Here is a 12,763-nt window from a genome sequence, read left to right as displayed (position 1 = left end):
ATTTAGTAATTTTATTTTTATTAGTAATATTATTTTTATATTAATAAGTTATTACTTATATTTTTAATTTTATTTTATATTTTACTTTTTACTTCTTTTTCTATTTTGTTTTTTCTTATTTTAATTTAGATCCTCTAAATGTCTTGGTACAAACCATTTTTGAGCGATTATTGTAGGTAAAACCGCGCTTAAAACTAAAACTCCAGTTAATATTGAATAAGAATAATTATCTAAAAGACCAGTATTCAAACCAAATAAAGTAGCTATTAAACCAAATGTTAGACCAGTACTCATCATCAAAGTAATATAACCAGTGCTTGAATTTAAATAATGTTTAGTCAAAAAATAAACACCAGCAAATTTAGCTAATTGTCTAAAAGAAAAAATTAGAATAAAAATTCCAAGTCCGCCAATTACTAAAGGTATTGAAACTTTCATTCCACCAATGATGAAAAATACTGGAGTTATAACTGCAAATGCAACAGTCTTTATCCTTTCTTTTGCTTTTTGTCCATTAGAATTTTCATTTAAAGTATTAGATAGTAACATGCCTAAAATAAATACGGGCAATATTGCTTGTCCTCCTCCCCATGATGCAAAAAACATTAAGATGAAAAGTAAAAGAAAAATATATTTTATTTCTATCTCTAATATCTTATCTTTCAAAATTTTAGAATTAACCAAGAACCTATAGGAATATTTAAAAGCAAATATCAATAATAATATGGATACAGCATAAAAAATAAAGATATAAAGGTTAGGTTTAGTAAAAAGTATACTTAAAGCAATAGCTGTGCAAATATTTGTTACAAATGTTGCTCCCATTAATATCTTACCAATATCATACTTAAATAAGTCTTGTTGGAGTAAAGTTGAATAAACAACAGCAATTGATGTTTCAGATAAAGCAGTTCCAGCTAACAATGAAGCAACTAGATTCCAACCAATTAAAAAATGAACAACTGAAAAAATCAGGACAAATGGTATTAAGAAAGATAAAAACCCAATTAAAACTGTTTCCTTAAGTTTTTTTCTCATAAGCTTAACATCAATCTCAGTTCCAGACAAAAATGTTAATAATATTCCTCCAAAACTTGCAATAAAAAGCATCCAAGTTTCTGAATGGATTATGCCTAAATTTCCAGCTATAACTCCAAATAAAATTTCTATGATTGATACAGATAAACCTAAACGAACTGAAATCAAACTTGAGACAAAAACTAATAATCCTAATACTAATAAATAAAAATCTGCCATAATAACCCTCTAAAAACATTTTATTGATAGTAGAAGTCATCATCCAGATTTTTTTAAAAAAAATGGCAGTTATAGGTGGAACCTCATCACCTTACTGTATAAATAATAAAATTACACATTACTAAAATCACGATGTTGATTAGAAATCATACAATTATTAGTAATTTATAAATATATAACTTTATCCTATAATATAACATTAATATCTATTTTTATTCAACTATTTATATTTTTAGTAAATTTTATAAAGTTATACAACACTTAAAATATCAAACTAAAAATCCGAATTAAGTCATAAAAATAGATAAAAATAAAAATTGTTTAAGAATAGGAGTTAGTTAAAAAAAAACAGCACAGCAATTAAAAGAAAGAAACAAGATAATAATAATTAAAAGAAAAAAAGAAAGTACTAAAAATAAGTGTAAGTATATATTTTAATTAACCAATATATCTTAAATCGTCTTCTCCAGCACCCATAGACCTATTAACTATTTCTTGTTCCATTTTTTGAGCTTTAGATATCATTTTCCTTGTTTCTTCAGCTCTTTCATCAAGTTTATCAGTATTAATTTCTATATTAAGAAGATTAGCTAATTTTCCTAAAATAGCTTCTGCAGCTTCAGCATCAATGAAATAGCCAGGTGTTTCACCCATCAAACAAGCACCCCGAATATTTCTAAGTTTTCCTAATCCAAGGAGTAATCCAGAAGCCCCTACAATTCCACCATCGGCAGATCTTATTTCAATATCTAACTCTCTCAATGTTTCAATGATTTCAAGATCAGTAGCAGCACCAAATACACGAGATTCTTCAATAGGATGCCCAATAGCTAATCCACCAAGGGTATACATTTCTTTAACTCCAAAATCTTCAATAAAATCTAATATAAACCCAGACAAATCATATTGTCCTTCTGGAGATAAAGCCTGACTATTACCCACTAAAATTATATAGTCTCTTTTATCTTCTCCTAGAGATTTTAAATAGTAAAATTCATTCACCATATTTTCAATGAGTCCGTCTTCATCTACAAAAACTTGAGGAGGAAAATGATAAGAATATAGTTCTGCAAATTTAGTAGCTCCTAATTCATCAATAATATGATCGGCAGCTAATTTACCAACATGACCAATTCCTGGAAGAGCTTCAATAAAAATAGGATTATTTAATTCAACATCTTCCAAAATATTGATTTCAGTATTTTTCATAGAAATCACCTTATAAATTCAATATACCTTATAAAATCCGATATATTTCATAAATTCAATATAATTTATAAATATAATATTATTAAAGTCTTCTTTAATAATGCTTATTTAACATTATAAAAATAAAAAATTTTTATAAAAATAAAAAATCTTTGATTTTTAAATAATGACAAGTTATTTATCAAACGCTTCTTCTTTTAATTTTCGACGATATTTACCATATTTATCCTCAATAGAATATTTTGGAGGATATATAACATTTAAATCCCCATCACAGCTAGGACAAACATCTTTAATCGTGTATACATTACAAGAATTACATTTATGCATCTTCATCTTCATTTAAGTCACTTGAATAAAATAGCATATTAATTTTATATTTAAAAATGAATAATAGCTAATAAATCATATTAAATAAAAAATAATTAAAGATAATGGTTAATCTAATAAAAATTAAATTACTCTAATTCACGTAAGAAAGTTCCATTACCATTTGATTCTTCAATAATTTCAATAGCTCTATCAGCAGCAGCTTTTAAATCTTTTTCTGCTTGGATATAATCAGAAGACTTGACAGTTATTCTATAACGAGGAGCTCCAACACATTGAACCTCAACATCGTCGTCTTCAGCAGCTAAAAGAGCTTCTTTAATTATATCAACGCCATTAGCATCAAAAGTTTGAATATCGATATAACCAGTTATATGAACCTCAGGAGGAGTAATATTTTTCTTAGCTATCTCCGCAATTGTTTTAGCCCATTCTTCATCAATACCTTCTTCAATAAGAACAGATTCGCCTTCTTCAGCAGCACCTTCAAAAGCACCATAAATATCACCAAAACTGTCCATTAACCTATAACCTACTTCTTTATAAGCAGTATCAAGATTTTTATCTAATGATTTAGCAGCTAATTCTAAAAATTTCTCTGCTTTCTGTTCAACTTTCCATTGTTGAATCTTTTTTGTTCTTTGATCTTCTCTTATTCTTTTTAAAGAAGCATCCACATGACCTTTTTTAGGATTAACTCTTAAAACTCTAGCTACAATTTTTTGATTTTCTCTTACATGATCACGAATATTTTTAACCCAACCAGAAGATACTTCTGAAATATGAATAAAAGCTTCTTTTCCTTCATATTCTTCTAGATTAGCAAATGCTCCGTAACCAAGAACCTTGTAAACAGTAGCTACAATTAATTCTCCTTCACTTGGCCATTCTTGATTTTTTCTTACCATTAAAACACCTGAAAATAAATAAAAACAGACTAAAGAACTTTTTAATTAATAATTTTCAAATTAATAAAATTCTCTAGTAAAATAATTAAATTTAGTAAAAAACTTAAAAATAATTAAAAATTAAACCCATATTTATTTCAATACTGAATCAATATGAGCAGTTATTTTAGCTTTTCCTCCAAGAGGTTTTACAAGTGTTTTACCACAAATAATACATTGGACATTAGAAGCTGCTCTATCAAATACTACTTGTTCATTATCACAGTCCAAGCATTTGACTTTTAAAAAATTTCCTCTTCTTTCATTTGACATTTAATCACCAATATAATTATGAAAATGTAATTTAATATTAAATGTTAGTTAAAATGAATAAATATAAATATTAAATAATAAATGTAAATATTAAGTAATAAATATAAATATTAAGTAATAATACTAAATATTAACTGATTTAAATAATTATAATCAGATAATTTAACTAATAACTAACAAAATTTATAAATTATTTGTTTAACTAAAATTATTGAGCTACAAATTCAGGTTTACCAGTTCTAAAAGAAGTTGCAACACGGGATTTGCCACACTCTTTACATTTATACCTTAAATCTAATTTTTTAACTGGTTTATTTCCACCAGGTAAAGGTCTAGGATATCCCCTATAACCAGCGGTAACTCTTCTAAATTGCCTTTGTCCCCATTTTAACTCACTAGCTTTTCTTTTTTTAGCTACGAGTACTTCATGAACAGTATGAGTTTTACATTTCGGACAGTAAGTTCTTTTTTCTTTAGGAATTTTCATTTAATCACCTTTATTTGTAAATATATTTGCAAATATATGTCTCCATGACATAAATTAATAATATTATAAAAATATCTAAAAATATAACAACAGTACGTTGAATATTTATTATCTTAAAATAATTGTCAAAAAAGCAATATATTAATTTTAAAGAAAAATATATCACTAAAACATTAACCTAAATGATTTAAGCTTAATAAACCCAAAATAGGTCTTAAATTTTATAAAAAATTAATAATAAACTTTTCATTTAAATAATAGATATTAATATAATATATTATTTTAATCTATATTTAAATTTAATGGAATAATAGAAATTTTCATAATGTAAATGAAAAACTTTTACATTATTACAGCTATTAATTATAGCTAAAATATAGAAAACAATGTATAAAACTAAATTTTAACCAATCTACCTTTTTTATTCTTAATTAAGATTTTTGCATTAATATCAGGCATTATAACAATATCTTGAGGTTTAAAAGGACCATAAATCTTTTTATCTACTCCCATAATAGAATTAATCTCAGAAAATATTAGAATCATTACATTAGCTATTTTATTTACTGTTGATTTTGATTTATTTAGATCAAGAGAATTATCAGAACTAAATGTCTCATCAACAACTAAAGAATCTAAATCAACAAACTGATCCTCTTCATTACCCATAATATTAGCTAATTCAGATTTTCTTCCTTTTTTTATATTTTTATTGCCCTGAATAAAATTATCTTGGTTAAAGTCTTTAGAAATTTTTGATTTATCTATTTCAGCTGATTTTACTGATTTTGAAGACTCATAATTCTCATTTTTTTCATTAAAACTATTTGAATTAGAAATTTGCTTTTCAATATTTTCAATTTTCTCATCTTCAATAACTTTCGCAGATTTTATGGTTTTAAGCCTTTTTAGAACATTATCATTTTTAGCATTATCGTTTTTAACATTATTATTTTCAATTAAATTATTTTTAATATCATTATTTTTATTCTTTAATTTATTATTAATGAATTTATCATTAGATCTATTATTAGATTCAATACCATTAGATTCAATATTAGAGTTAACATTAGAGTTAATATCATCAGATTTAGTATTAATAGAATCATCCGAAGATTTTTTATCTGATAAATGATTAGAATCTTTAGAAGTATTATCATTAGTTGTGAGTTCATCTAATGATATAGACCTTCTATGTGACTTTAAAACATCGATAAATGAAAAATAAAGTTTTTCTTCTTCTTCAGTAATATTCAAAGGAGTTGTATCTATTAAATCAAATTGAGGCTTTCCTTGAAAAAGATGATAAGACCTATGAATATTCATAACAGCAGCATCAGCTATCTTATGTTCTCTAATTTCACAAATTTCAGTAGCTATTCTCTGAGCATTCCTTAATAAATCACTTTCTTCTGAAAAAGGATCATTAACAGCAATATCTCTAATATTATCTAAGTACCTATGAGTTCTTTTATAAAAATCATTTCCAACCCTAGCTAATGAGCTATTTGCACGTTCTTTCTTTTGAATTTCACGTAATTTAGCAAAAAATTGATCTTCCAAAAATAATCATCTCTAATTAATTTTTAATAAAAGCTAATAGCTTAATAAAATCTAATAATCTAATAAAAGCCAATGATTTAATAAAAGCTAATCTTAAGAAACTAACATAATTTAAATCTTGAAATTATATCTAAATTAATTGATTTATGAATATAGGATTAATATAGAACTTGAAATACTTAAATGTCACTTATTACAAGTAAACATTTGTTATTCTAAATATAAAATAAAATTAACTGATCTAGCATTGAAAAACTATATATATATATAAGTAAAAAACTAAATAAATTAAAATTTAAATAAGAAACTGATTAATCTTCAGTTTCTATCCTTGGAGCAAGCAAAAAGCTGAGTTCACCATCATCAGAAACCATTTTAAGTTTAAGATCTAGAGGCATATCATCTCCAAGTTTAATAACAGCTATATCAGAAAATTTATCTGCTTTGAGCATTTCTCTAATTTTTTCAAGCGAAAAAACTGATTTAGCATCTGTTTCAATTTTTTCTCCATGAAGATACTCAATATTAGCATCACCAAATTCACCTTCAGCTCCAGCCCTAAAGTACTCATTATCAACTTTTAAAGAAATTTTATCTGAAAATATATCAATATCAGCAATAGAATCCTTTAAAAGTGCGAAAGGAATTTCAAATTGAGTAGGATGGTCTAATTTAGGAGGTGAAGGAGGTTCCTGATCAATATCAATTAATCTGATTTTAAAAGTTCTTTTAGCTTCCCCTTCAAAAGTTATAATAAAATTTCCTTCATCAAGAGACATTATTACTCTATCATCACTTTTAGAACGTTTTAAAACTTTAACGAATTCGTCAGTATCTATATTGATTTTTTCTGGTTCATCACAAATAAATTCATCAAATAAACTTGATTTAAGTTCCAAATGAACGAATGTGATGTGGCTACGATCTAGGGCATCCAGTCTAATACCCTCACTATCAGTTTGAATTTGTACTTCATCAACAATAGATGAAATAGCATCAAAACTTGTTTTTAAAATATTAGGATTACTTAATTCAGCTTTAAACATTTTAAAATCATCTCTTTAACTGTTTTAAGATTTTAGATAACATTAAATTAGTTAATAAAAGAATTATTCTATTAAAAGAATTATTTTATTAAAATAATTATTATTAATTATTGAATTTATAATACTATAATTTATAATATCATTATAATTTATAATATTATTCTAATCTATTAATAACTATAGTGTTCAATGTTATTCATCATTATATAATGTATATATATGATAGTTCTTCATCATATTTATACATATATAAGATTTTCAAAGTTTATAAGATTTTTTTAAACTTTATAAGACTTCAAAGTTTTATAAATTATAAGTTTTATGGATTATAATTCAAATGAATTAAATGTTATATTGAATATTATAACTTATAAACCTGAAATTTATTGAAAATAAAGTTGATCCTAAAGATAATCCTAAAAATGATTCTAATATTTATAAAATAAATATAAATTTTATAAATAATTATACAAAAAAATATATAAACTATAAGATAATATCCTTTCAAATCTATAATAATATTATAGTTTATGTTATAGTATATTTATATTATACATTTATATAATATACATTTAAATCTAGAACACACTTCCTATTTATCATTAGACTCATTTTCCCCAATATCTTCAATATCTTCATTAGAATCTTCTTTTAATTTATTATCCTTAGATTCAGAGATATCTTCAAAGGTTTCATCATTATCCTCTAAGATTTCATAATTATTATCATTATTAGAAATACTTTCATTAGAAATTTCATTCCCATCTTCATCTAAATCTTTGAATTTCTCTATATTATCAAAGTTATCTAAATTAGAATCTTTATTTGAAGTATATTCCAAATCATCTAATTCATTTTTTGAATCTTTAACCTCATCTTTAGATTTATCATCAGATTTATCTTTAGATTTATCGTTAAATTTGTGGTTAGATTTATCATTAGATTTATTGTTGTCTTTAGATTCATGATCCTCTTCATAATCATCTTCGTCTAATAATTTTAAATCATCAAGATTAAATGCATCTGAAATTGGACCTTTTTTTGATAAAATTCCAAGAACTGAAGCTCCGAGGATTATAATTCCTATAAATATTATAAAAATAGCTAAGGTACCAGTTTCACCTGAAGCAACACTATCAACAACTCTTTCAGAAGCGCCTAAAATAAAAAAAATCCCTGCTAAAACAATAACTATGCCGAGCACCATACCAATTATAGCTAAAAAAGGAAATTTACGTTTAAAATCATTAGAAAGGATTTCATCTGTTTTAGATGTTAAAAAAAGGTCATTATCAGAAGTATTATCTTTTGATTTTTCATCGTTATCCTTTTTTTCTTCATCTAATTCTTCTTCAGAATCAGCCTTTTCATCAGAATCAACTTTATCAATTTTATTAATAGATGAAACAATTTTATCGATAAACGATTCATCGTCAGAATTTTTCTTGGAATCAGGCATTGGATTTCCTCAATAAATTTTAAATGTATATACTGTTTTAAATGTCTATACTATTTAGTTTTTAATTAAATATAAAAACTTATTATATATAAATCAGTAGGATGTACTTATCTAAACAGAAAAAATGAATATATAATATTCCATCATTTAGTGAGGAATATTAATAATATAATCTAATCATATAATATATAATCTAATCACTTATAATAATATAATTTAATCACAATAGCATAATTTAATCACTACGATACTATGAATAGTATAATCTAATCATTATACATTGATATTAAATTTTAAATAATGAATTCTAATATAAATCAATTTTAGAATATTAAAAGATTAATATCATCTCTAATCATATTCTCTCCAAGTATGTTTACATTTTAAACATCTTAAAAATCTTGTTTCTGCCTCATCAGCACTACGAGTTTGTTGTAACCACCAAGAAGCTTTTTCATTGCCACATTTCGGACATGTTACTTTGGTTGTAGGAAGTGTATTAATATCTTCTCCTTTCATTATGACATTTTCTTTTGCATCAACCTTTTCATTAACTGCATATTGATTAACATCTTCTTCAGTTAAACTTTTAGTATAACCACATTTACATTGAAATTTATCACCATTTGGAAGCATCATAGCTCCACATTTCGGACAAAACTCCATAATATTCCTCCCAATAGTATAATACTAATATAATATTAACATATTAGTATAATACTAACATATTAGTATAATATTAATAAATAAATTAATGAATATAAATTAATAAATAATTATAAATAATTATAATATATATAATCGATTATAATTCCACATTATAATTAATATTATTTTCTTATTATTCTATAATCATAATTTTATAAAAACTTAATCATTAAATTTTATATAATTTTTATATGTTAAATTATTTCAATCCATTAAAAACATCACATAATATCTTTTTATGGTCAAAAGCAAGGTTAATATCTTCAATATCATTAAAAGATATTATTTGAGCATCTAAAGCATCACTATCTGCTTTCATTTTACTAAAGTTCCCATTAGCTATATAAACAATAGTAATCGTATGTCCTCGAGGGTCTCTTTTAGGATCTGAATAAACACCAAAAAGTTTTTTAATTTTAACATCAATTCCAGTTTCTTCTTTAGCTTCTCTTAAAGCAGCATTTTCTACTAATTCACCATAATCAACAAATCCACCAGGGATCGCCCAGTGATCTTTAAATGGTTCATTTTTTCTTTTAATTAAAACAAATTCTTTATTTTTGGTTATTCTAATATCATCATTGTTTTTTTCATTAAAAATAATTATATCCACTGTAATAGAAGGTTTTTTGTAATTAATCAAAGATATCACGACTAATAATTATATAAAATTATATGAAATTTCTATTTTAGCTGATTTTATAAAATTATAAATAAAACTAAAAGTAAAAATAATAAAAATAGTGAATAAAGAACAGACCCATGATTGATTTTAATACTAACAATTAATAATTTTATAGCTTTAATGATTTTAATAGTTTTAATATTTAATAATATTAATAATTCTAATAATTTTAATAGCTTTAATAATTTTAATAGTTTTAATATTTAATAATATTAATAATATTAATAATTTAACGAAAAATCAATAAGATATTAAAATAATTTTACAGTATAAAATCTATATAATGAAACATATAGCTAAATATAATAAGACAACATTACAAAAAATATTAAATAATTATGTTTCAAATATTTACACTGATTCTATTAATTTTTTAAACTCGTCAGATTGCTCTTTTAATTTATTAGATGCTCTTAAGAGTGATTTCTTAGGGTCTTTAGTTCTTTTAGCCTTGATTGTTATTATTGGTTCACCTATTAATGGGTGATCAATACCATAAACAGCATAATCAATTTCCTCATCTTCCATAAGGATTTTTCTCAAAGCATTACAAATAGTGTGGCTTTCACCAGGAATCATTAATTCCAGTTCTAATTTTGTACTTTTCAAAATCTCAATATCATCCATTTTATCATCCTATAAATGTTAATCAAATATTAGCTGAATATTATAAATATATCATTTATTCAGCAATCATAGTTTGTGGAAACTTTTCTTCTTTCTTTCCTATCACAAACTTCGCAATAAACTTCATCTTTCCTTTCAGTTGGCACCATATATGCACGACATCGAGTACACATAGCTTTTACAACACCATTTTCAGTATTTTCAGTATTTAAATCTAAATTATCTCCCATTATTTTAGATACTTTGGCTTCAATAATATCCCCAATTCTAAAAGCATCAGTTAATTTTTCTAAATATCCTTTTTTTACTTGTGAAATATGAATTGCAGCCATATACGGAAGAGCTAATTTCCTAGAAGTATTTTTCATTTTCTGGACATTAATCATTGCTCTTTGACCACGAACATCAGTTATTTCCCCATAAATACTATCTCCCACATTCAAAACAGCAGGATTGCCTGAAGAAGGGACTATAGAAATTTTTTTCTTTGAAGAATTAATATCAACTGTTCCTAAAACAGATGCTCTAATATAACCTTCATCATCATAAGTCCATTTATCAGGTAAAAATTGTTCACTAACACCAAGAACATCTCCCGGCATCACAAAATCTCCAGATTTAACTTTCATACTTATACCTCTAAAAATAAGAATTTTAATGAAATTTGAATAAAAAATTAATAAAACAATGCTACAAATTAGTTTTAAAATTATAAATTGTTTATATTTTATATAATCATTTTCAATATTATTAGTGTTGCAAGTTATAAATTTTGAATTTCATCATATATATTAATTGCGTATAGATAAAATTCTATGTAAATAAAAATTTTGTGTAAATAATCTTGCTATAAATAAATTTGTTATAACTAAACTTGTATAAATGAGCTTGTTTATAAAAAAGATTTTCTGTAAGAATTATGTATAAAAATGGATTATAAAAATGGATTGTAAAAATGGATTGTAAAAATTAGATATATTATAATTCCAATATTATAAATAATTCCAATATTAATAAATATCAATATAATAAACAAAAATTAAATAAAAGACTTAATATTTATTTTTCTCATGAAATAATATTTCATCAAGCTGATAATTTTCCCATTCTCTTTTATTTAGAACTATTTCTAATTCTTGAGGAGTTATAAGTGGTTTCTTATACATTTGAGAATCATCAATAGCAATTCGAGGACAAGCAGTAACAACAAAAGCATCTAAATCCATATAATGCAAAAGTGCATCAGGAGTTATATTATCAATCATAATTAAATAAGCTTCCATTCCTTCATCAGTGAGGGTTTTCTTTATTTCTTTAGCTAATTCAAATCTATACTGCCCTTCTTTAGAAGAAATTAGTATCCCCCATTTTTTAGCTTCTTTTGCTTTAGTTATTCTTGCAAATCTTATTCTAAGGATCCTATCAGCAAAATCCCCTATATCCCTTGCTTCTCCACTATAAGGATCAGCAACTATTACTGGAGATTTAGTAAAAAGATGAATACCTAATGGATGAAAATTTCCACTACCTAAAAAAAGATAAGCTTCTGCATCAAGATTTTTTATAGAAGAAAAATTACAACCTAAAACTTGTCCTTTTAAAGTACTTTTTGAAGACCCTAAAACAATTTCTTTCCCATTATCCTCTAAATAATCTTTTATTTCATTTAAAAGATTTAAATGTTGTGTTGTAGTAGCTACAACAATTTTAGAATAATCTTTAATTAATTCAAGAGCTTCATCAAGAGATTTATAAATGTTAACTTTAGAATAGCTTTCAATAAACAGTACTGGAACATTATATTTAATCGGAAGTGGAGTATGAGCATAATGAATAATTAAATCAACTAAACCCTCCATCTTACTGTCACTTACATCACAAGCACCAAAGCAAGGATCTCCAGAAATTATAATATTAGCATCAGTTTCTTTCTCAAGAATTCTTGCAATATTAGTTCCTTGAGTTTTAAGACCTTCTGGAAATTGAAGACCAACATTCTTAGCATTCTGTTTTTTAATAGCTTTAATAGCTTTTTCAATATTCATATCATATAATGACATACTTACTCCTGTAATAAGAGTTAAAATAAGTTTAAAAATAGATTTAAATGAATTTAGAATAAATTTAAATGGATTTAATGGGTTTAAATGGATTCATGGACTTAAATAGGTT

14 protein-coding genes and 1 riboswitch are annotated in these 12,763 nt (G+C 24.4%); all 14 genes read right to left on the bottom strand.

The features are described from left to right. Window positions 1–120: 120 nt before the first annotated feature. Window positions 121–1,257 (bottom strand): cation:proton antiporter, encoded by a 1,137-nt coding sequence (locus MBBAR_RS02545; protein WP_080459715.1) that lies wholly within the window; start codon window positions 1,255–1,257, stop codon window positions 121–123. Between the two features lie 23 nt (window positions 1,258–1,280). Further along, window positions 1,281–1,357, bottom strand: a riboswitch (Fluoride riboswitch). A 338-nt stretch (window positions 1,358–1,695) separates the two neighbouring features. After that, window positions 1,696–2,466, bottom strand: a complete 771-nt coding sequence (locus MBBAR_RS02540; protein WP_080459714.1) for a proteasome assembly chaperone family protein — start codon at window positions 2,464–2,466, stop codon at window positions 1,696–1,698. 174 nt (window positions 2,467–2,640) lie between these two features. After that, window positions 2,641–2,808 (bottom strand): RNA-protein complex protein Nop10, encoded by a 168-nt coding sequence (locus MBBAR_RS02535; RefSeq protein WP_080459713.1) that lies wholly within the window; start codon window positions 2,806–2,808, stop codon window positions 2,641–2,643. Between the two features lie 116 nt (window positions 2,809–2,924). Further along, window positions 2,925–3,704, bottom strand: coding sequence for a translation initiation factor IF-2 subunit alpha (locus tag MBBAR_RS02530; RefSeq protein WP_080459712.1), 780 nt, complete (start codon window positions 3,702–3,704; stop codon window positions 2,925–2,927). A gap of 132 nt (window positions 3,705–3,836) precedes the next feature. Further along, window positions 3,837–4,016, bottom strand: coding sequence for a 30S ribosomal protein S27e (locus tag MBBAR_RS02525; protein WP_080459711.1), 180 nt, complete (start codon window positions 4,014–4,016; stop codon window positions 3,837–3,839). Window positions 4,017–4,224: 208 nt separating this feature from the next. Further along, on the bottom strand, window positions 4,225–4,503 hold the full coding sequence (locus tag MBBAR_RS02520; protein ID WP_080459710.1) for a 50S ribosomal protein L44e: 279 nt from the start codon (window positions 4,501–4,503) through the stop codon (window positions 4,225–4,227). Between the two features lie 396 nt (window positions 4,504–4,899). Next, window positions 4,900–6,066 (bottom strand): DNA replication complex subunit Gins51, encoded by a 1,167-nt coding sequence (locus MBBAR_RS02515; RefSeq protein WP_080459709.1) that lies wholly within the window; start codon window positions 6,064–6,066, stop codon window positions 4,900–4,902. Window positions 6,067–6,377: 311 nt separating this feature from the next. Continuing rightward, the gene (gene pcn, locus MBBAR_RS02510; protein WP_080459708.1) at window positions 6,378–7,112 is read right to left on the bottom strand and encodes a proliferating cell nuclear antigen (pcna); all 735 of its coding nucleotides are present in this window, start codon (window positions 7,110–7,112) and stop codon (window positions 6,378–6,380) included. Window positions 7,113–7,704: 592 nt separating this feature from the next. Further along, window positions 7,705–8,571 carry a hypothetical protein gene (locus MBBAR_RS02505; protein WP_080459707.1) on the bottom strand — a complete coding sequence of 289 codons (867 nt, stop codon included), beginning with the start codon at window positions 8,569–8,571 and terminating at the stop codon, window positions 7,705–7,707. A 351-nt stretch (window positions 8,572–8,922) separates the two neighbouring features. After that, window positions 8,923–9,237: a transcription factor S gene (locus MBBAR_RS02500; RefSeq protein WP_042702876.1), complete on the bottom strand. Its 315-nt coding sequence runs from the start codon at window positions 9,235–9,237 to the stop codon at window positions 8,923–8,925. Between the two features lie 241 nt (window positions 9,238–9,478). After that, window positions 9,479–9,922 carry an NUDIX domain-containing protein gene (locus MBBAR_RS02495; protein ID WP_080459706.1) on the bottom strand — a complete coding sequence of 148 codons (444 nt, stop codon included), beginning with the start codon at window positions 9,920–9,922 and terminating at the stop codon, window positions 9,479–9,481. Window positions 9,923–10,315: 393 nt separating this feature from the next. Beyond that, the gene (locus tag MBBAR_RS02490) at window positions 10,316–10,591 is read right to left on the bottom strand and encodes a DNA-directed RNA polymerase subunit L (RefSeq protein ID WP_080459705.1); all 276 of its coding nucleotides are present in this window, start codon (window positions 10,589–10,591) and stop codon (window positions 10,316–10,318) included. A 59-nt stretch (window positions 10,592–10,650) separates the two neighbouring features. Beyond that, the gene (locus MBBAR_RS02485) at window positions 10,651–11,220 is read right to left on the bottom strand and encodes an exosome complex RNA-binding protein Csl4 (RefSeq protein ID WP_080459704.1); all 570 of its coding nucleotides are present in this window, start codon (window positions 11,218–11,220) and stop codon (window positions 10,651–10,653) included. Window positions 11,221–11,643: 423 nt separating this feature from the next. Further along, window positions 11,644–12,651 (bottom strand): diphthamide biosynthesis enzyme Dph2, encoded by a 1,008-nt coding sequence (gene dph2 / locus MBBAR_RS02480; RefSeq protein WP_080459703.1) that lies wholly within the window; start codon window positions 12,649–12,651, stop codon window positions 11,644–11,646. Window positions 12,652–12,763: the final 112 nt, after the last annotated feature.

The sequence above is a fragment of the Methanobrevibacter arboriphilus JCM 13429 = DSM 1125 genome (genome assembly GCF_002072215.1).
GTDB classification, from domain to species: domain Archaea; phylum Methanobacteriota; class Methanobacteria; order Methanobacteriales; family Methanobacteriaceae; genus Methanobinarius; species Methanobinarius arboriphilicus.
The sequence above is the reverse complement of the archived record's forward strand: the minus strand, read 5'-3'. Positions and strand labels throughout refer to the sequence as shown.